This window comes from Methylobacterium sp. HJ2, from assembly GCF_056431005.1.
In genome coordinates, this window is sequence record NZ_JBWJYM010000006.1 from 100,366 (window position 1) to 120,148 (window position 19,783).

At 71.4% G+C, this 19,783-nt stretch carries 20 protein-coding genes; 17 read left to right on the plus strand and 3 right to left on the minus strand.

Translation table 11 applies throughout. From position 1 onward, the window contains the following. Position 1 precedes the first annotated feature (1 nt). Together ACS5RC_RS15890 and ACS5RC_RS15895 are read right to left on the minus strand one after the other, a co-directional pair. The gene (locus ACS5RC_RS15890; RefSeq protein ID WP_478344857.1) at positions 2-2,260 is read right to left on the minus strand and encodes an ATP-binding protein; all 2,259 of its coding nucleotides are present in this window, start codon (positions 2,258-2,260) and stop codon (positions 2-4) included. Between the two features lie 443 nt (positions 2,261-2,703). Continuing rightward, the gene (locus ACS5RC_RS15895) at positions 2,704-4,083 is read right to left on the minus strand and encodes an O-antigen ligase family protein (RefSeq protein WP_478344858.1); all 1,380 of its coding nucleotides are present in this window, start codon (positions 4,081-4,083) and stop codon (positions 2,704-2,706) included. Between the two features lie 472 nt (positions 4,084-4,555). On the opposite strand from ACS5RC_RS15895, the gene ACS5RC_RS15900 reads away from it, so the two are divergent. Then, complete coding sequence (locus tag ACS5RC_RS15900) at positions 4,556-4,834, plus strand: adenylosuccinate synthase (protein ID WP_478344859.1); 279 nt, start codon at positions 4,556-4,558, stop codon at positions 4,832-4,834. A 113-nt stretch (positions 4,835-4,947) separates the two neighbouring features. After that, positions 4,948-5,436 carry an NUDIX domain-containing protein gene (locus ACS5RC_RS15905; protein ID WP_478344860.1) on the plus strand — a complete coding sequence of 163 codons (489 nt, stop codon included), beginning with the start codon at positions 4,948-4,950 and terminating at the stop codon, positions 5,434-5,436. Between the two features lie 10 nt (positions 5,437-5,446). Here ACS5RC_RS15905 and hslV read toward each other — a convergent pair whose 3' ends face one another. Continuing rightward, positions 5,447-5,995 carry an ATP-dependent protease subunit HslV gene (gene hslV / locus ACS5RC_RS15910; protein WP_478345100.1) on the minus strand — a complete coding sequence of 183 codons (549 nt, stop codon included), beginning with the start codon at positions 5,993-5,995 and terminating at the stop codon, positions 5,447-5,449. Between the two features lie 219 nt (positions 5,996-6,214). Here hslV and ACS5RC_RS15915 point away from each other — a divergent pair, with 219 nt between their 5' ends. The 15 genes from ACS5RC_RS15915 to crcB all read left to right on the plus strand — a co-directional run bounded on the left by ACS5RC_RS15915 (position 6,215) and on the right by crcB (position 19,744). After that, entirely contained in the window at positions 6,215-7,492 is a 1,278-nt protein-coding gene (locus tag ACS5RC_RS15915; RefSeq protein ID WP_478344861.1) for an aspartate aminotransferase type Ic, read from the plus strand. Positions 7,493-7,533: 41 nt separating this feature from the next. Next, positions 7,534-8,688, plus strand: a complete 1,155-nt coding sequence (locus ACS5RC_RS15920) for an alanine racemase (protein WP_478345101.1) — start codon at positions 7,534-7,536, stop codon at positions 8,686-8,688. Positions 8,689-8,698: 10 nt separating this feature from the next. Continuing rightward, positions 8,699-9,091: a RidA family protein gene (locus tag ACS5RC_RS15925; RefSeq protein WP_478344862.1), complete on the plus strand. Its 393-nt coding sequence runs from the start codon at positions 8,699-8,701 to the stop codon at positions 9,089-9,091. Positions 9,092-9,162: 71 nt separating this feature from the next. After that, positions 9,163-10,074, plus strand: coding sequence for an oxygen-dependent coproporphyrinogen oxidase (gene hemF, locus ACS5RC_RS15930; RefSeq protein ID WP_478344863.1), 912 nt, complete (start codon positions 9,163-9,165; stop codon positions 10,072-10,074). Further along, positions 10,071-11,189: an ATP-dependent DNA helicase gene (locus ACS5RC_RS15935; RefSeq protein WP_478344864.1), complete on the plus strand. Its 1,119-nt coding sequence runs from the start codon at positions 10,071-10,073 to the stop codon at positions 11,187-11,189. Before hemF ends, ACS5RC_RS15935 begins: the two co-directional genes overlap by 4 nt. 149 nt (positions 11,190-11,338) lie before the next feature. Then, on the plus strand, positions 11,339-11,605 hold the full coding sequence (locus ACS5RC_RS15940; protein WP_478344865.1) for a hypothetical protein: 267 nt from the start codon (positions 11,339-11,341) through the stop codon (positions 11,603-11,605). A 191-nt stretch (positions 11,606-11,796) separates the two neighbouring features. Continuing rightward, on the plus strand, positions 11,797-12,561 hold the full coding sequence (locus ACS5RC_RS15945) for an ABC transporter ATP-binding protein (RefSeq protein ID WP_478344866.1): 765 nt from the start codon (positions 11,797-11,799) through the stop codon (positions 12,559-12,561). Beyond that, positions 12,554-13,300 (plus strand): ABC transporter ATP-binding protein, encoded by a 747-nt coding sequence (locus ACS5RC_RS15950; protein WP_478344867.1) that lies wholly within the window; start codon positions 12,554-12,556, stop codon positions 13,298-13,300. Before ACS5RC_RS15945 ends, ACS5RC_RS15950 begins: the two co-directional genes overlap by 8 nt. Before the next feature lie 84 nt (positions 13,301-13,384). Beyond that, positions 13,385-14,590, plus strand: a complete 1,206-nt coding sequence (locus ACS5RC_RS15955) for an ABC transporter substrate-binding protein (protein ID WP_478344868.1) — start codon at positions 13,385-13,387, stop codon at positions 14,588-14,590. Between the two features lie 52 nt (positions 14,591-14,642). Further along, on the plus strand, positions 14,643-15,530 hold the full coding sequence (locus ACS5RC_RS15960) for a branched-chain amino acid ABC transporter permease (protein WP_478344869.1): 888 nt from the start codon (positions 14,643-14,645) through the stop codon (positions 15,528-15,530). Positions 15,531-15,647: 117 nt separating this feature from the next. Beyond that, the gene (locus ACS5RC_RS15965; protein ID WP_478344870.1) at positions 15,648-16,634 is read left to right on the plus strand and encodes a branched-chain amino acid ABC transporter permease; all 987 of its coding nucleotides are present in this window, start codon (positions 15,648-15,650) and stop codon (positions 16,632-16,634) included. Between the two features lie 78 nt (positions 16,635-16,712). Continuing rightward, the gene (locus ACS5RC_RS15970) at positions 16,713-17,471 is read left to right on the plus strand and encodes an SDR family NAD(P)-dependent oxidoreductase (protein ID WP_478344871.1); all 759 of its coding nucleotides are present in this window, start codon (positions 16,713-16,715) and stop codon (positions 17,469-17,471) included. A gap of 26 nt (positions 17,472-17,497) precedes the next feature. Next, a complete protein-coding gene (locus tag ACS5RC_RS15975; RefSeq protein WP_478344872.1) occupies positions 17,498-18,682 on the plus strand; it encodes an acetyl-CoA C-acyltransferase in 1,185 nt (394 codons plus the stop codon). Positions 18,683-18,901: 219 nt separating this feature from the next. Continuing rightward, complete coding sequence (locus ACS5RC_RS15980) at positions 18,902-19,255, plus strand: hypothetical protein (RefSeq protein WP_478344873.1); 354 nt, start codon at positions 18,902-18,904, stop codon at positions 19,253-19,255. A gap of 102 nt (positions 19,256-19,357) precedes the next feature. Then, entirely contained in the window at positions 19,358-19,744 is a 387-nt protein-coding gene (crcB, locus tag ACS5RC_RS15985) for a fluoride efflux transporter CrcB (protein WP_478344874.1), read from the plus strand. Positions 19,745-19,783 lie beyond the last annotated feature (39 nt).

A 19,783-nucleotide genomic window follows, 5' to 3' on the forward strand; every position in this document is an offset into this window, starting at 1 on the left:
GTCAGCGGGCCTCCTCGGTCAGCGGCAGCGTGAAATGGATCGTCGCGCCGCGGTCCAACTCCCCTTCGGCCCAGGTCCGCCCCCCGTGCCGCTCGACGATGCGGCGGACGTTGGCGAGCCCGATGCCGGTCCCCTCGAATTCCTCGACTCGGTGCAGGCGCTGGAACACGCCGAACAGCTTGCCGACATAGGCCATGTCGAACCCGACGCCGTTGTCGCGCACGTAGAACACGGCCTCTCCGTCCTGGTCGGCCTCCCGCCCGACCTCGATCACCGCCTCGTCACGCCCGCGGGTGTATTTGATCGCGTTCGACAGGAGGTTCTCGATCACCAGCCGCAACATCACCGGGTCGGCGTGAACGCGGCCGAGCGAGCCGACCTGCCAGCGGATCCGCCGCCCCGGCCCGGCATCGCGCATCGCCTTGCGGCGCACCTCCTCGACCAGGAGGTTCATGTCGCCGCCGACGCGGTTGAGGGCGCTGCGGCCCATCTGCGAGAAGTTGAGCAGGTTGTCGACCAGCGTGCCGGCCGAGAAGGCGGCCTCGGTGATCGTCGCCAGATAGTGCCGTCCCCGGTCGGAGAGCCGCTCGCCCTCGCGCGAGCGCAGCAGCTCGGCGTATCCGACGATGTGGCGGAACGGCGCCCGCAGGTCGTGGCTCACCGAGTAGGAGAAGGCCTCGAGCTCCTTGTTCGAGCGCTGCAACTCCTGGCTCAGCGCCGCCAATTCCTCGGTCCGCCGCAGCACGATGCCGAGGATCGCGTTACGCAGGTTGCGCGCGGCGTCGATCTCGGGCGCCGACCAGGGCAGCGCGCGGCCCCGGAGTGTCTCCTTCCAGGTTTCGAAGGACTTTCGCGGATGCAGGCGCGCAGGGCCGCCCGCCGCATCGGCGGTCGCCGCCTTGTGCGGATCGCCGCCCCATCGCACCGTCCGCACCACCTCCGGCCTGAACCAGAGCACGTAGCGGGCGTACTTCTCCGAGATCGAGACGGCGAGGAGACCGCTGGCGCGGTCGGCACCGACCGCGGCCGGGCAGGCCTCGCCGAGGGCGTCCGTGGCGTAGAGCCCGTCGCCGCCGGCGCGGGCCGAGAGCCAGGCCTGGATCTCGCGGACCGCCGTCCGCGGCGGCGTCGCCCCGATCAGGCGGCAGCGATCGCCGCTGACGATCGCCGCGCCCGCGGCCCCGGTGAGGGCGAGGAGGTCCTGGCTCTCCGCCTCGAGGCCGTCGAGGAAGTCGTCCCGCTCGGCCATCGCGGCCAGGAGCCGCGCGCCGATGGCACCGAGGCGCAGCCGCTGCTCGGCGGCGGCCCCCCGTTCCATCGCGGCGAGTTGCAGGGCGAAGATCCGGGTGAGCAGGTCGCAGGCGTTGCGGGCCTGGAGCGGCACGCGCCGGGGCTCCCGGTTGTGACAGGAGATCAGGCCCCAGAGCGCGCCGTCGACGAGGATCGAGACCGACATCGAGGCCATCGTGCCCATGTTGCGCATGTACTCGACATGGACGGGCGAGACGCTGCGCAGGACCGACTGGCTCAGATCGAGGGGCTCGCCCGTCGTGGGCGTCAGGCGCGGCTCGATCGGCACGGGCCGGTATCCCGCATCTGGGATGATCCGGAGGCGGTTGCGCCGGTAGAGCTCGCGAGCCTGGGCCGGCACGTCGGAGGCCGGAAAGCGCAGGTCGAGATAGGAGGGCAGGACGCCGTTGCCGTCCTCTGCCACGACGGTGCCGTGCCAATCCCGGTCGAAGCGGTAGACCAGGGCCCGGTCGAAGCCCGTGACGTGGCGGATGTCGGCCGCGAGCAGCCCGCACAGGTCCGCGACGCTCCCGGCGGCATGAAGGCCCTCCACGAAGGCGTCGAGTCGGGGATGGAGTGCGTCGAGCCCGCGCGGCGGGCCTTCCGGAACCTCTTCCAGCTCCAGCACCGTGAGGTCGCCGGTGCGGTAGGCGGCGAGGTCGTAGCGACGGCTGCCCTGGGCGGTGGCGAGAGCGAGGCTGCGCAGGAACCGCGCACCCGGACCGGCGATCGGCGACCCGGCGTCCAGGGCCCGCGCGATCTCCGGAAAAGCCTCGTCGAGGCGCTGGCCCTGGACCACGCCGCCGGGCGCGTCGGGCCGGACCGGCGCGTTCGCGCTGGCCTGCACGATCCGGTCACCGGCGAGCGCCAGCAGGAAGCCGTGGGGCTGGATGCTGCCAAGGATATGGATCGGCTCCCGGTCGCAGGCGTTCAGATCCGCTCCGTCGACGGGTCGCGGGTCGGGCCTCAAGCCTTGCGCTCCCCGCCGCCGGAAGCGGCCGGCATGCGGTGCTCCGGATCCGCCGTCCCGAGATTCAGCGTCCACGACTCGGGCGCGGCACCCGCCGCGTCCCGAACCGATTCCCCGCCCGTGCGTCCACGCGGCCGTCCGGCCAGCCTCCGATGTGTCATGTGCAGGTTATCTGGGACCGCCGACGCATTTGGAAACCGCCGCGACGCGCTGCGCGCCCGGCGTGGCCGATCTGCCACGGCACGGTTCGGCAGCCTGTCGGTTCCCGGCTCGCCGTTCCTGGGGGCGAGGAACGGCCTCGACCGCCTGACCGTTCCCACCGCTCCGCGCCTGCGGATTCCGGACCGGGATGGCGGGCGCCGGCCGCGATGCCCGGGCATCGGCCGGCCCCGGGGTCGGGCGCGATCGTCCTTGCGGGGCCGAGAGGCTGGGCGGGGCCGGCGCTACTGGCTCGCGCTACGGACCGGCGCTGCCGGCCGGGCGCGGTAGATCATGCTCGCGCCGATGCCGAGGCCGAAGACGCACCAGTGCCAGATCCCGACCATCGGCCCCTCGATCGCCACGTCGAAGGTCGCATCGATCACGATGGCGAGACCGTAGCAGGCGATCCAGAGCAGGAGCTTGGCCCAGTGGGTGTCGCCCTGTGCCCGTGCGAGCAGCGCGGTGCGGCCCAGCATCCAGAACCAAGCGGCCTCCGTCGCGAACCAGAGCAGCAAGCCGGGCACGCCGGCGCGGGCGAGGATCGTGTAGTGCACGTTGTGGGGCGAGCGCAGGGGCGGGCCGGTCATCGCCGATTCGGAGACCACGCCGTCGTCGATGGCGAGGTTCACCCCGAAGCCCTTGCCGGTCCAGAAATAGGGTCCGCGCCAAGTGTAGGTCTCGATCGTGTGCCACCAGTTCAGACGCCACTGCTTGGTGCCATCGAGGTTGGCGGCGTTGCTGCGGCCGAGCAGGCTCTCGAAGTTGTTGACGAGTTGCTGCGGGCCGACGCTGCGGCCGTCCGGGAAGGTGATCTCCAGCCCTGCCGCGTAGGCTCCGAGGAGGAGGACGAAGCCGGCGAGCAGCGGCAGCCCGATCTGCCGGATGCGTCCGCCGAAGGCGATCGCGACGGCGACCGGGATGAGGCAGGACAGCATCGCGCCGCGGCTCGGCGTGACGGAGAGGAGGCTGCCGAGCAGGAAGCAGCACCAGAGTGGGCTGACCCGCCGGAGCCCGAGGATCGCGAAGACCGCGGCCCCCGCCACATGGATCGCACCCTCGCCGAGGCGGATATAGACGACCGGCAGGGTCATGCCGGGCCAGGACGGCATGTCGGGATAGAGCGTGCCGAGGTTGATGAGGACGGGCGCGGCGATCCCGTAGAACCAGGCGAGGCCCGCGTAGGCGCCGACGATCAGGTTGAGCCGCTCCGGCTTCTCGATCAGCAGCGAGGCGACCACCAGGGCGAACAGGCCGTAGACGACGGTGATGCAATCGCGCACCGCGTCGATCCCGTAGACCGGCAGGAAGCCCACGGTGCGGCAGACGCCCCAGGCGATCAGGGCCGCGAGCAGCACGGCCGGCAGCGCGCTGCCGAGCGCGAGCCAGCAACGCGCCCGCACCAGCACCACGAGGCCGAGAGCGAGCAGGACCTCGCCGATGAAGAGCGGCGGGACGCCCAGCATGGCGAAGCCCTTGCCGGCGATGGCATAGCCCGCCAGACACACGCACAGAAACCGCACGTAGCCGTCGTGCGAGAGGAGGCGAACCCGGTTCCGGCGCGCGATCGCGGTAAGATCCAAGGGGCCGGGCACCCGCCCGCCCGCGCCCGTCAACGTCCGCATGAGCCGCGCCTCCGCATCGCCGCATGCCATGCGCGGCGGATCGGGGGCTCGGACGAACCGCTCCCGTACGGGCCCGACCGCGACGATAGGAAATGCGATCGCGACGGTACACGCGCCCTTTCGGGCTAATGCCGGGTGGCCCGATCACGCGTCGGAGCGCGCGCTTCCTTCCGGAGGAGGGGATTCGACCCGTGGCGGGCGACCCCGCCGGCAGGTCGGTCCGCCCGAATCAGATCGCGTCGGCCGAGCCGGGGAAACGATGGGATGCCCGGCAGACGCGGTCGGCCTGGTGGAGGTTGCCCCGCTCCTGCCCCTCGGCGATGCGGCGGAGCGCGGACCGAGGGGGCCGCCCGACCGGCGAAACGCATCCGCGCGGGAACGGCCGGCCGGGCCATGCTCCCGCGAGCGAGAACATCCGGGGATCCGGCCTGTTATCCTGGGCGCCGATCGCGCAGCAGCACAGGCAATCGACATGGCGTTCACGGCAAAATCGGCCTCGGAGAAGAAGGCCGATGAACTCGCTCTCGCGCTCGCGCGCATCGCGGACCGGGAGGGTGCGCCGCTCCACATCGGCGTGGACCGGCTCCGGCAGGGTAACCCGCGGCTGACCCCGCTGGCGATCGGGCAGATGTTCCGCAAGCACCGCGACAGCCTGGAGGCGACGCTGGCTGAGCGGGGCTACGCCCTGGTCGATTACGCCGACCAGGGACCGGGCCGGGGCATGGAATTCGAGATCGCGGCGGCGGAGTGAGCGGGGCGCGCCCGAGGCGGTCGGAGCGGCCCGGAGCTTGACGGCCCCGGGAGCCGCCCGTTCTGGATCCCGCGCCGGCCCTGCCGGTACGGCCCATGCACGCTCGGGAGCCCATGAGCGACTTCGCCACCTCCTACCTTGGACGCTTGCGCCGCATCGTGGGCTCACGGCTCCTGCTTGTGCCCGGAGCGCGGGTGGTGGTCGAGGATTCCGACGGCCGCATCCTGCTCGAGCAGCGCTCGGATTTCCGGCTCTGGGGCCTGCCCGGCGGCGTTCCCGACGAGCGCGAGGACCTCACCGCCTGCGCCGTCCGTGAGGTCTTCGAGGAGACCGGTCTGCGGATCGTCGATCCCGTCCCCTTCGGCTTCGCCTCGGATCCCGAGCACGAGGTCTGGACCTACCCGAACGGGGACCAGTGCCACTACTTCACCGTCCTCTACATCGCCCGGACCTTCTCGGGAACGCTCGTCCAGGCCAGCGGCGAGAACCTCGAACTCGGCTGGTTCCCTCTCGACGCGCCGCCCGATCTGATGCCCACGATGGCGCGCACGCTGGACGCCTACCGGCGCTGGCGCGACGGGCAGGGCTTCCAGATGCTCTGAACCCGCGGGATCAGGCGGCCGGCCCGGCGCTCCCGGCTTCGAGCGATTCGATCACGAGGTTGCCGTTGGTGTAGACGCAGATCTCCGCGGCGATCCGCATGGCCCGGCGCACGATCGCCTCGGCGTCGTGCTCGCCGTCCTCCAGGGCGCGGGCGGCGGCGAGCGCGTAATTGCCGCCGGAGCCGATCGCCATCACGCCGGTCTCCGGCTCCAGCACGTCGCCCGCGCCCGAGAGCAGCAGGCTCACGTCCCTGTCGGCCACCAGCATCATCGCCTCGAGCCGGCGCAGGTAGCGGTCCGTGCGCCAGTCCTTCGTCAGTTCGACGCAGGCCCGGGTGAGCTGGCCGGGATACTGCTCGAGCTTGGCCTCGAGCCGCTCGAACAGCGTGAAGGCATCGGCGGTCGCTCCCGCGAAGCCGCCGATCACCGCGCCCTTGGCGAGGCGGCGCACCTTGCGGGCGTTGCCCTTGACGATGGTCTGCCCGAGGCTGACCTGCCCGTCGCCCCCGATGACGACGCGCCCGCCCTTGCGCACCATCAGGATCGTCGTCGCGTGCATCTGCGGGGGCGCGTCGTGTTCGGGCAAATCCGTCTCCGCCTGTGTTCGGCCGGCCTCGCACGGGCCGCGCATCCGCGCACGAGGTAGGCGCTCGCGACCCCGATTGCCAATCGCGGGTCGGCGCTGCGGCCTTGACGGCGGGAGCGTTTTGCGCGCGAAGGGCGCGACCGGACGATCGGTCCGAACGATCATCACCGCTACGCCTGCTGGAGCCGCGCCATGCCGCCGCTGTCCGAACTCTCGAATGCCGCGCTCGGCGACCTGCGCGCGGGCCTGCGCCGGGAATACGAGGCGCTGCAGGCGCAGGGCCTGAAGCTCGACATGACGCGCGGCAAGCCGGCGCCGGAGCAGCTGGATCTCGCCGCCGCGATGCTGGCGCTGCCGGGAAACCGCGACACCAGCGCCGAGGACGGCACAGACGCGCGCAACTACGGCAATCTCCAGGGCCTGCCCGAGACGCGGGCGCTGTTCTCCGGCCTGATGGGCGCGCCCGCCGACCAGGTGGTGGTGGCCAACAACTCGAGCCTCGCGCTCATGCACGACACGCTCGTCTACGCGCTCCTGAAGGGGGTGCCCGGGGGCAAGGGCCCGTGGTCGAAGGAGGAGCCGATCGCGATCCTCTGCCCGGTCCCCGGCTACGACCGCCACTTCGCCCTGTGCGAGGGCTACGGCATCCGCATGATCCCGGTGCCGATGACGGGCGAGGGCCCCGACATGGACGTGGTCGAGCGCGAAGCCCAGGACCCCGCCGTCAAGGGCATCTGGTGCGTGCCGAAATATTCGAATCCGAGCGGCGAGACCTATAGCGATGCCACGGTGCGGCGCCTTGCGGCGATGCGGACGGGCGCCCCCGATTTCCGCATCCTCTGGGACAACGCCTACGCGGTGCACCACCTCAGCGCCGAGCGCCCGGCGCTCGCCAACATCCTCGAGGCCTGCGCGGCGGCCGGCAACCCGAACCGCCCCATCGTCTTCGCCTCGACCTCGAAGGTGACGCTCGCGGGCGCCGGCCTCGCGCTCTGGGCCGCCTCGCCCGAGAACGTGCGCTGGTACCTCGCCCAGGCCGGGCGCCGCAGCATCGGGCCGGACAAGCTGAACCAGCTGCGCCACGTCCGCTTCCTGCGCGACGAGGCCGGTATCGAGGCCCACATGGAGCAGCACCGGGCGCTGATCGGCCCGAAATTCGCCGCCGTCGAGGAGGCCTTCGCGGCTCGGCTCGCCGGACAGGGCGTGGCGACGTGGAGCCGGCCGAAGGGCGGCTACTTCGTCACGCTCGACGTGCAGGACGGCACGGCGAGCCAGGTGGTGAGCCTCGCGGGCGCCGCCGGCATCGCGCTCACGCCGGCCGGGGCCACGCATCCCTACGGCCGCGACCCGCACGACCGGACGCTGCGCATCGCCCCGACCTTCCCGAGCCTCGAGGCCGTGCGCAAGGCCGCCGAGGCGGTGGCGCTCTGCACCCTGCTCGCGGCGTGCGAGGCAAAGCTCGCCGCCTGATCCGGCGCGGGACCAAGGAGGAGACGGAATTGGCTGAGCCGATGGCCGACCCCGGGACCGGCATGGGTCTCGACGCGCTCGACACGCCCTGCCTCCTCCTCGACGAGGCGCGGCTGACGGCCAATGTCGCCCGGATGCGGGCGCGCCTCGAGCGGCTCGGCGTCGCCTTCCGCCCCCACCTGAAGACCGCGAAATCCCTCGACGTGGCCCGTCTCGCCATGACGGAGCCGGGTGGCCCCGCCATCGTCTCGACGCTGCGCGAGGCGGAGTACTTCGCGGCGGGCGGCGTCACCGACCTGATCTACGGCGTCGGCCTCGCGCCGGGGAAACTCGGGCGCGTGGCCGCGATCCGGGCGACCGGGGCGGACCTCGCGGTGATCCTCGACAGCCCCGAGCAGGCCGAGGCGGTGGCCAGCCATGCCGCCCGGAGCGGCGACGCGCTGCCCGTGCTGATCGAGGTGGATGCCGACGGGCATCGCTCCGGCGTCGCGGCCGACGACGCCGACGCGCTGGTGGCGCTCGGGCGCCGGATCGTCGCGGGCGGTGCGGCTTTGCGCGGCGTGCTCCTGCACGCGGGCGACAGCTACGCGCTGAGCGATCCCGAGGCGCTTGCGGCGGCGGCGGAGGCCGAGCGCCGCGCCGCGGTGACGGCCGCCGTGCACCTGCGCGCGGCCGGTCTGCCCTGCCCGGTGGTCAGCGTCGGCTCGACCCCCACCGCGCGCTTCGCCCGCGACCTCTCCGGCGTCACCGAAGTGCGGGCCGGCGTCTTCATGTTCGGCGACCTGTTCCAGGCGGGCGTCGGCTCGGTCTCGCCCGACGACATCGCCGTCTCGGTGCTCGCCACCGTCATCGGGCACCAGCGCGCCAAGGGCTGGATCATCGTCGATGCCGGCTGGATGGCGCTATCGCGCGACCGCGGCACCGCGCGGCAGGCGGTCGACCAGGGTTACGGCGTGGTCTGCGACCTCGGCGGCCGGCCCTATCCGGATCTCGTCGTGGCAGACGCCAACCAGGAGCACGGCATCGTGGCCTTGCGCCGCGGCGGCGCGGGACCGCTGCCGGACCTTCCGGTCGGGGCGCGGCTGCGCATCCTGCCGAACCACGCCTGCGCCACCGGCGCGCAGCACGACCGCTACCACGTCCTCGACGCCGCCCAGGGCGTGCGCGCGGTCTGGCCCCGCATCAACGGCTGGTAGGAGTTCCGTCATGACCGATCCGATCGAGCGCATCGCGACCCCGGCGGTGCCCGCGCCCGCGGGGCACTATTCTCAGGCGGTGGCGTGGCGCGACCTCGTCTTCGTCTCAGGCCAGCTCGGCCCGAGGCCGGACGGCACACCGACCGCAGGGGAATCCTTCGAGGTGCAGCTGCGCCAGGTGCTGGCGAACCTGCTGGCGATCCTCGGGGAGGCCGGCTGCGGGCTGGAGCACGTCCTGCGCGTCACGGCCTACCTCGTCGGGGTCGAGAACTGGCCGGACTTCAACCGGATCTACGCCGAGGTGTTCGGCACGGCCAAGCCCGCCCGCACCGTGGTGCCGGTGCCGGGCCTCCATCACGGCTATCTCGTCGAGGTCGAGGCGATCGCCGCCCGGCCTGCGTAAGGATCGCCGTCGGGCCGCATTGACGAGGCCTCGGGAGGGTGGGAAAGCCTCGTGGCATGACCCGGCCCGACATGCCCCATCCACTCCCGTCCGACGCCGACCTCGCGGCCCTGAAAGCGGAGGCCGGCGCGTGGTTCGCCACGCTCCGCGACCGGATCGTCGCGGCGCTGCAAGCCATCGAGGCGGAGGCGACGGGGCCGTTCCACCCGGATGCGCCGCCGGAGGCCGGCACCTTCGTGAAGACGCCGTGGCAGCGCACCGACCACGACGGCAAGCCCGGCGGCGGCGGCACCATGGCGATGCTGAAGGGCCGCGTCTTCGAGAAGGCAGGGGTGCACGTCTCGACGGTGCACGGCGAGTTCGCCCCGGAATTCCGCGCGCAGATGCCGGGCGCTGCCGAGGATCCGCGCTTCTTCGCCACCGGCCTCTCGCTGATCGTGCATCCGTGGAACCCGCACGCGCCGACCGTGCACATGAACACCCGCTTCGTGGTGACCACGAAGGCGTGGTTCGGCGGCGGGGCGGACCTCACGCCCGTGCTCGACCGCCGCCGGACCCAGGACGACCCCGACAGCGCCCACTTCCACGCCTGCCTGCGCCGCGCCTGCGAGGCGCACGCCCCGGCCGTCGACTACGATCGCTACAAGGCGTGGTGCGACGAGTACTTCCACCTCAAGCACCGCGACGAGCCCCGCGGCATCGGCGGCATCTTCTACGACTATCACTGGACCGGCGACCGCCAGGCCGATCTCGCCTTCACCCGGGACGTCGGCCTCGCCTTCCTGGACGCCTACCCGGACATCGTCCGGCGCAATATCGGCACGCCCTGGACCGAGGCCGACCGGATCGAGCAGCAGGTCCGGCGCGGGCGCTACGTGGAGTTCAACCTGCTCTACGACCGGGGCACGATCTTCGGCCTGAAGACCGGCGGCAACGTCGCCTCGATCCTGTCCTCGCTCCCGCCGACCGTCCGCTGGCCGTGACCGCGTCCCTGCCGACCCGGTACGCGCCGCAGCAAGAGGCGGCGCTGAAGGCGATCGCCGAGTGGCGCAAGGGCGGCGGCGCTCAGGTGTTCCGGCTGTTCGGCTACGCGGGCACCGGCAAGACCACGCTGGCCCGCCGCATCGCGGACGACGTCGACGGACCCGTGGTGTTCGGCGCCTTCACCGGCAAGGCGGCCTCGGTGATGCGCGCCAAGGGCTGCCACGACGCGGGCACGATCCACAGCCTGATCTACCGTACCAAGGAGACGGAGGAGGGCGGCCCGGCCTTCACGCTCAACCGCTCCGGCCCCGCGGCCAAGGCGGACCTCATCGTCATCGACGAATGCTCGATGGTGGATTCCGACCTCGGGCACGACCTCCTCTCCTTCGAGAAGCCCGTGCTGGTGCTCGGGGATCCGGCCCAGCTTCCGCCCGTGCGCGGCGGCGGCTTCTTCACCGAGGCGGAGCCCGACGTGATGCTGACCGACGTGCACCGGCAGGCTGAGGACGACCCGATCGTCCGCATGGCGATGACGGTGCGCGAGGGCGGTCGGCTCGCGATGGGCCAGTACGGCGCCAGCCGGGTGATCGCGCGCCGCGACATCGACCCCGAGCAGGTGCTCGACTGCGATCAGGTCCTCGTCGGGCTGAACCGCACCCGGCGCCTCTACAACGGCCGCCTGCGGGAACTTGCCGGCCATACCGACCCGATGCCGGCGGTCGGCGAGAAGCTGGTCTGCCTCCGCAACGACCGCACCAAAGGGCTGCTCAACGGCTCGACCTGGACCGTCCAGGCGCTGCGCGCCCCGCCCCGGCCCGACATGGTCCGCCTCGACGTGGTACCGGAGGACGACCCGGCGCTGCGGCGGCGCGCCACCGACATCAAGGTGCTGCGCGCGGTGATCGCCGGCAGCGAGGAGGAGATCCCGGCCTACCTGCGCCGGGACACCGACGAGTTCACCTACGGCTACGCGCTGACCGTGCACAAGGCGCAGGGCTCGCAATGGGACAAGGTGGTGCTCTTCGACGAATCCTACGCCTTCCGCGAGCACCGGGCGCGCTGGCTCTACACGGGCCTCACCCGCGCGGCGGAGGCCGTGACCGTGGTCGTGTAGACACCGGCGTGAGACTTCGCACGTCCTGCAGCAACGGCGAACCCCATATCCGTCTCGTACCAAGAACAGCACCCGCCCGGATCAATCGCAAGATTGTGCCGGATCCGACCGATAGTGCTGTTTCCTGCCTGGAATACGAGACACGAGAGATGATGACCCGCTTCGCTACTGCCGCCATCGCCGTCGCCCTGAGCCTGGCCGCCCCGGTCGCATACGCCCAGGCCGGCAACTGGCCGCGCCCCGACCGCGCCCCGGTGAGCGCCTACGACGACCTCACCACCGGCTCGATCACCCCGAGCCGTCCGCGCGCGGTCGATGGCTGGAACGGCGCGAGTTCGGCCAAGGCCGGCAATGCCAACCAGCAGGAGCGGCTCGTTCCGCAATACGGCCAGACCTCGGGCGGCCCGGCCTACTGATCCGAACAAGCGCATGAAAAAGGGGCGAGGCGCGAGCCTCGCCCTTTCTCATGCCCGCTTCCTGCCCGCGTCGACGGCCGATTCCCGATCCCGCCGTATCAGCCTCCACCAATTGTCCCCGAGCGCATACGAAATGCGGTGGACGCCGCCGCCGCTTCCGGCGATACAGCTCCCAAAATTGCATGGGAGGGATGCGCGTGGCTCAGGACGTGATCCTGGCGACAAGCGGGTTGACCAAGGAATTCAAGGGCTTCCGCGCCGTCAGCGGCGTGACGCTCGAGGTCGTGCGCGGCACCATCCACGCGCTGATCGGCCCGAACGGGGCCGGCAAGACCACCTGCTTCAACCTGCTGACCAAGTTCCTCCAGCCGAGCGCTGGCACGATCCGCTACAAGGACCGCGACATCACCGGCCTGAAGGCGGCCGACGTGGCGCGGCTCGGTCTGGTGCGCTCCTTCCAGATCTCCGCCGTGTTCCCGCACCTGTCCGTGCTGGAGAACGTCCGCATCGCCCTGCAGCGGCGGCGGCGCGGCGATTCCTTCGATTTCTGGCGCAACGAGCGGGTCCTGCGGGCGCTCGATGCCGAGGCGCTCGAGCTGGTCGATGCGGTCGGCCTCTCGAGCTTTTCGGACAGCCAAGCGGTCGAGCTCTCCTACGGCCGCAAGCGCGCCCTGGAGATCGCCACGACGCTGGCGCTCGATCCCGAGATGCTGCTCCTCGACGAGCCGATGGCCGGGATGGGCCACGAGGACGTGGAGCGCACCGCGGCCCTGATCCGCCGGGTCTCGAAGAACCGCACCATCCTGATGGTCGAGCATAACCTTTCGGTGGTGGCCTCGCTCTCCGACCGCATCACCGTGCTGGCGCGGGGACAGGTGCTGGCGGAGGGCGACTACGCCGCGGTGTCGAAGGATCCGCGGGTGATCGAGGCCTATATCGGAGCCGGTCATGCCTGAGGCTGCTCTCGCGACACGGCCGGCCGCGGCCGCCGGACCGGCCCCGCTCCTCGCGGTGCGGGGCCTTCAGGGCTGGTACGGCGAGAGCCACGTGCTCCACGGCATCGACCTCGACGTCGCGCCCGGCGAGGTGGTGACCCTGCTCGGGCGCAACGGTGCGGGCAAGACCACGACGCTGCGCGCCATCATCGGCATCCTCGCCCGCCGAGCCGGCTCGATCACCTGCGAGGGGGTCGAGACGATCGGGATGGCCTCGCGCAACATCGCCCGCCTCGGGATCGGCTACGTGCCTGAGGAGCGCGGCATCTTCGCGAGCCTGACCGTCCACGAGAATCTGATGCTGCCGCCCCGGGTGAAGCCCGGCGGCATGTCGGTCGAGGAGATCCACACCCTGTTCCCGAACCTCAAGGAGCGCGCGGGCAGCCAGGGCACCAAGCTCTCGGGGGGCGAGCAGCAGATGCTCGCCATCGGCCGCATCCTGCGCACGGGGGCCAAGCTGATCCTGCTCGACGAGCCGACGGAGGGGCTGGCCCCCGTCATCGTGCAGCAGATCGGCCGCACCATCCTGAAGCTGAAGGAGCAGGGCTACACCATCGTGCTGGTGGAGCAGAACTTCCGCTTCGCCCAGACGCTCGCCGACCGGCACTACGTGGTGGAGCAGGGCCGCGTGATCGACATGATCCCGAACGCCGAGCTTGACGCGCAGATCGACAAACTCCACGCCTATCTGGGCGTGTAGGGACGGATCCGAACCGATTTCGCCTGCTATACCAACGACATCGCCATCCGCATAGCGGATTGCCCCGAGGAGGACACACCCCCGATGCTGAGATCCGTTCTCGCCGCCTGTGCCATCGGCGCCCTGATGACCGGCGCCGCCCTGGCGCAGACCTCGGTCAAGGTCGGCGTGCTGGGTGACCGCTCCGGCGTGTATTCCGACATCAGCGGCGAGGGCTCGGTGGTGGCCGCCCGCATGGCGGTTGAGGATTTCGCCAAGGTCGATCCGAGCATCAAGGTCGAGATCGTCTCGGCCGATCACCAGAACAAGCCGGATGTCGGGGCCGCCATCGCGCGGCAATGGTACGACCGCGACGGCGTCGACCTCGTCATCGACGGGGTCACCTCCTCGGTCGCGCTCGCCATCAACCAAGTGACGCGCGAGAAGAACAAGGCCTTCATCGACACGGGCGCGGGCACCGCCGACCTCACCGGCCCGCAATGCACGCCCAATACCGTGCACTGGGTCTACGACACCGTGGCGCTCGCCAACGGCACCGGCAGCGCGATGGTCAAGCGCGGCGGCGACACGTGGTTCTTCCTCACCGCCGATTACGTCTTCGGCCAGACGCTGCAGCGCGACACCAGCGCGGTGGTCACCAAGAACGGCGGCAAGGTGGTGGGCTCGGTCAAGACGCCGTTCCCGACCGCCGACTTCTCCTCGTTCCTGCTCCAGGCGCAGGGTTCGGGCGCCAAGGTGATCGGCCTCGCCAACGCGGGCGGCGACACCATCAACGCGATCAAGCAGGCCGGCGAATTCGGGATCACCGAGGGTGGGCAGGCCTTGGCCGGCCTCCTGGTGTTCTCGTCCGACGTGCACTCGCTCGGCACCAAGGTGGCGCAGGGCCTCGTGCTCACCGAGCCGTTCTACTGGGACCTCACCGACGGCACCCGCGCCTTCTCGGACCGCTTCGCCAAGCAGATGGGCGGCAAGAAGCCGACCGCCAATCACGCCGGCGTCTACGCGGGCGTGCTCCACTACCTCAAGGCCGTCGCCGCCCTGAAGGGCGAGGCCAAGGACGGTGCCAAGGTGGTGGCGGAGATGAAGGCCCTGCCGACCGACGACCCGCTGTTCGGCAAGGGCACGATCCGCGCCGACGGCCGCAAGATCCACGACATGTACCTGTTCGAGGTGAAGAAGCCGGCCGAATCGAAGGGCGAGTGGGATCTCTACAAGACGCTGGCGACCATTCCCGGCAACGAGGTCTTCCGCCCGCTCGGCGAGGGCGGCTGCCCGCTGGTGAAGGGGTGAGACACCAGCGTCCGCTCCCCTGCGGGGAGCAGAGACCCGGCGAGGCGAGACCATGACGACGATCTTCGGCGTGCCGACACAGGCCCTGTTCGGCCAGCTCCTGCTGGGGCTGATCAACGGCTCGTTCTACGCCATCCTGTCGCTCGGGCTGGCGATCATCTTCGGGCTCCTGAACATCATCAACTTCGCGCACGGCGCCCTCTACATGGTGGGCGCCTTCGTGGCCTGGATGCTCCTGAACTACGCGGGCCTCGGCTATTGGTGGGCGCTCGGGCTGGCGCCGCTGATCGTCGGCGCGTTCGGCGTCCTGCTCGAGCGGGTGCTGATCGCGCGGCTGTACAAGCTCGACCACCTCTACGGCCTGCTCCTGACCTTCGGCCTCGCGCTGATCATCCAGGGCCTGTTCCGCAACCAGTACGGCGTCTCCGGCCTGCCCTACGCGATCCCGCCGGAGCTATCCGGCGGCCAGCGCCTGCCCTTCATGTTCCTGCCGAACTACCGGGCCTGGGTGGTGGTCGCCTCGCTGACCGTGTGCCTCGCCACCTGGCTCGTCATCGAGAAGACCAAGCTCGGCGCCTACCTGCGGGCCGCCACCGAGAACCCGGCCCTGGTCCAGGCTTTCGGGGTGAACGTGCCGCTCCTGCTCACGCTCACCTACGGCTTCGGCGTGGCGCTCGCGGGCTTCGCCGGCGTGCTCGCGGCGCCGATCTACTCGGTCAACCCGAACATGGGCGCCGACATCATCATCGTGGTCTTCGCCGTGGTGGTGATCGGCGGCATGGGCTCCATCCTCGGCTCGGTCGTCACCGGCTTCGCCCTCGGCCTCGTCGAGGGCCTGACCAAGGTGTTCTACCCGGAAGCCTCCGCGACCGTGATCTTCGTCATCATGGTGCTGGTGCTCCTGGTGAAGCCCGCCGGCCTGTTCGGGCGGGCCGCCTGATGGGCGGCCTGCGCCCGCTCCGCGAACCAGCGCGCGCGCGGCGACGCGCGGTCGCGCTCACGGGCCTTGGACGGACGATCCGTCCGGGACCCGGCTCTCTCATGAGGCTCGCCTGACATGGCCGACACCGCCACGCTCGATGCCGCCCCCATCGCCGCCGCGCGCCCCGCGAGCCGCGACGACAAGGCGCTGCACCGCAAGGTCTTCGTCGGGATCGCGCTCGCCCTCGTGCTGGCCCCGCTGGCGCTCTATCCCGTCTACCTGATGAAGGTGCTGTGCTTCGCGCTGTTCGCGCTGGCCTTCAACCTGCTGCTCGGCTACGGCGGCCTGCTCTCCTTCGGCCACGCCGCCTATTTCGGGATGGCGAGCTACGTCTCGGCCTACGCCGCCAAGGTCTGGGGCCTGTCCCCCGAGCTCGCGATCCTCTCCGGCACGGCGACGGCGGCGATCCTCGGGCTGGTCTTCGGCGCGCTGGCGATCCGGCGGCAGGGCATCTACTTCTCGATGATCACCCTGGCGCTCGCCCAGATGGCGTTCTTCTTCTCGCTGCAGGCGAAGTTCACCGGCGGCGAGGACGGCATCCAGGCGGTGCCGCGCGGGACCCTGTTCGGGGTGTTCAGCCTCGCCGACGACCGGGCGCTCTACGCGCTGGTGGCGACGATCTTCTTCCTTGGCATGCTGGCGATCTACCGGATCATCCACTCGCCCTTCGGACAGGTGCTGAAGGCGATCCGGGACAACGAGCCCCGGGCGATCTCGCTGGGCTACCGGGTGAACCGCTACAAGCTCGCGGTCTTCGTGCTCTCGGCGACGCTGGCCGGGCTTGCGGGCGCCACCAAGGCGCTGGTGTTCCAGCTCGCCTCGCTCACCGACGTGCACTGGGCGATGTCGGGCGAGGTGGTGCTGATGACGCTGGTGGGCGGCATGGGCACGGTGTTCGGCCCGATCGTCGGCGCGCTGGTGATCGTCACCATGGAGACCTACCTCGCCCAGTTCGGCGCCTGGGTCACGGTGATCCAGGGCGGCGTCTTCGTGCTCTGCGTCTTGCTGTTCCGCGAAGGCATCGTGGGGCTGATCGCCCGGATGCTGCGGAAGCCGCTCTGACGGCGATCCTCGCCTCATGACCCCGTCCGGCGGCCCCGCGGAGGCCATGCCGATACGCGGTCCGGTCACGGAGCCCCCATGCAGATCGCCGATCGCGTCTTCCTCGTAACGGGCGCCGCCTCCGGCCTCGGGCGGGCGGTGGCCGAGCGCCTCGCCGCCGCGGGCGGTCGGATCGTGATCGCCGACATCGCCGAGGCCGGGGCCGAGACCGCGGCGGGAATCGGCGCCCGCTTCGCCCGCACCGACGTCGCCGACGCGGCGCAGGGCCGGGCCGCAATCGCGGCGGCGCTCGACGCCTACGGCCGGCTCGACGGGCTGGTGAACTGCGCCGGCATCGTCGTCGGTGCCCGGGTGCTCGGGCGCGAGGGCCCGCACGACCTCGACGCCTTCGCGCGCACCGTGCGCGTGAACTTGGTCGGCAGCTTCAACATGATCCGGCTCGCCGCCGAGGCGATCGCCGCCCATGCGCCGGACCCGAACGGCACCCGCGGCGTCATCGTCAGCACCAGCTCGATCGCGGCCTTCGACGGCCAGGTCGGTCAGGCAGCCTATGCGGCCTCGAAGGGAGGCGTGGCCAGCCTCACGCTGCCGCTCGCCCGCGAGCTCGCCGCCCACGGCATCCGGGTGGTGGCGGTGGCGCCGGGCGTGTTCGAGACCCCGATGATGGCGAGCCTGCCCGAGGAGGTCCGCGACGCGCTCGGCCGCTCGGTGCCGTTCCCGCCCCGCCTCGGCAAGCCGGACGAGTTCGCGGCGCTCGTCGAGCACATCATCGGGAACGAGATGCTGAACGGCGAGGTGATCCGCCTCGATGGGGCGCTGCGCATGGCCCCGCGCTGACGCGAGCCCGTTTTCGGAGAGAGAACATGCAGGATCCGGTCGTCATCGTCGGCGCGGCGCGCACCCCGATCGGCGCGCTTCAGGGCGACTTCGCCGATCTGTCCGCGCCCGACCTCGGCGCCGCGGCGATCCGGGCGGCCGTCGCGCGCTCCGGCCTCGCGCCGGAGGCCGTGGAGGACGTGCTGTTCGGCTGCGTCCTGCCCGCCGGTCAGGGCCAGGCGCCGGCCCGTCAGGCCGCGCTCAAGGCCGGCCTGCCGCTCGCGGCGGGCGCCACCACCGTCAACAAGATGTGCGGCTCCGGCATGAAGGCGGTGATGCTCGCCCATGACGGGCTGGCCCTGGGCCATGTCCGTGCCGCGGTCGCCGGCGGCATGGAGAGCATGACGAACGCTCCCTATCTGCTCGATCGGGCGCGGGCCGGCTACCGCATGGGGCACGGGCAGATCCGCGACCACATGTTCCTCGACGGCCTGGAGGACGCCTACGATCGCGGCCGCCTGATGGGCACCTTCGCGGAGGATTGCGCCGAATCCTACGGCTTCACCCGGGAGGCGCAGGATGCCTACGCGCTCGCCTCCCTCGCCCGCGCCCAGTCCGCGACCGCCGAGGGGCGCTTCGCGCGGGAGATCGTCCCGGTCGCCGTGCGGGCGGGGAAGGGCGATCGGATGGTCTCGGCCGACGAGCTGCCCCCGAAGGCCCGGCCCGACAAGATCCCGTCCCTGCGCCCCGCCTTCCGCGAAGGCGGCACGGTGACGGCGGCCAATGCCTCCTCGATCTCGGACGGGGCAGCCGCCCTCGTGCTGATGCGCCGCTCCGAGGCCGAACGGGCCGGCCTCGCGCCGCTGGCGGCGATCCGCGGCCATGCGACGCATGCCCAGGCGCCGAACCTGTTCACCACGGCTCCGGCCGGCGCCGTGCGCAGGCTTCTGGAGCGGACGGGCTGGAGGACGGCCGACATCGACCTGTTCGAGATCAACGAGGCCTTCGCGGTGGTGGCGATGGCCGCGATGCGCGACCTCGATCTCGACCACGCGCGCGTCAACATCCACGGGGGCGCCTGCGCCCTCGGACACCCGATCGGCGCCTCGGGCGCGCGCATCCTCGTGACCCTGCTCGCCGCCCTGGAGACGCACGGGCTGCGGCGCGGCGTTGCCAGCCTGTGCATCGGAGGTGGCGAGGCCACGGCCGTCGCCGTGGAGCGCCTCGCCTGATTCGGACAGGACGCACCCGCTCGCGGTCCTCAGACTGTGCAGCCGCGGGCACGCGTTAGGCAGGGAGCGCCGATTTCAAGTGCAGGATTGATACGGCCAAGCTTTAAACAGTCGAGCCGCTCCGGGTCGCTCGGAGAATCCTTGGCGAAATCACGTTCGTTACCCTTCGTTAACCATTGGGTTGCACTGTGGAAACACACACGCAACCCAGGGTGCGCAATGCCCGCCGAGACGCTGAGCTTCGACGACCCCGTCCGCGAATGCCCCGTTCCGCTCGAGACCCTCGGCCGGATCGCGCGCGCAGAGCCCGATACCCTGCCGGACCTCGTCGAGGGTATCCCCGAGGCGGTCCGGGCCCGGCTTGCCGTCTATCTCTACGGGCGCAGCCATACCCACGAACTCGGCATCCGGGTCGCCGCCACCTGCGAGGGAACGGCCCTGCGGCGCGCGGCCGGTCTCGTGGGCAACGCCCTCTACGACCTGTCCCGCCGGCCCTACGCGGCGCCGAGCTACGGCACCCGCAGCGGCGGCGCCCGGATCAGCCTCGCCGGCCCAGCCGCGCGCCGCGCCTGATCGGCCGCGTCCGCACCTGACAGGCAGGCGGCCGCGGCTTTGACAGGCGGCGGCCGGCTTGACTAATCGGGGTCTCACGGCCGCCTCGGCCCCGGGATTCCCATGAACACGCTCATCGTCATCCTCGGTGCCGGCCTCGGCGGCGGCTGCCGCCACGGCATGAACGTGGCCGTGAGCCGGCTCGCGCCCGGCCTCGGCTTCCCGCTCGCGACGCTGATCATCAACGTGCTGGGCTCGTTCCTGATGGGCGCCCTGGCCGAGGCTTTCGCCCTCCGCGGCGCCGCCGGCCACCCGCTGCGCCTGTTTCTCGCCACCGGCGTGCTCGGCGGCTTCACCACCTTCTCGTCCTTCTCCCTCGACGCGGTCGCGCTCTACCGCGGCGGCGAGGCCGGCATGGCAGCGCTCTATGTGCTGGCGTCGGTCTCCCTCGGGCTTCTGGGGCTCGTGGCCGGGCTCGCGCTCACCCGGGTCTTGCTGCTCGTGCCGTAGGACCCGGCCGGACCGGGGACAGGTCCGGCCGAGGCCTGC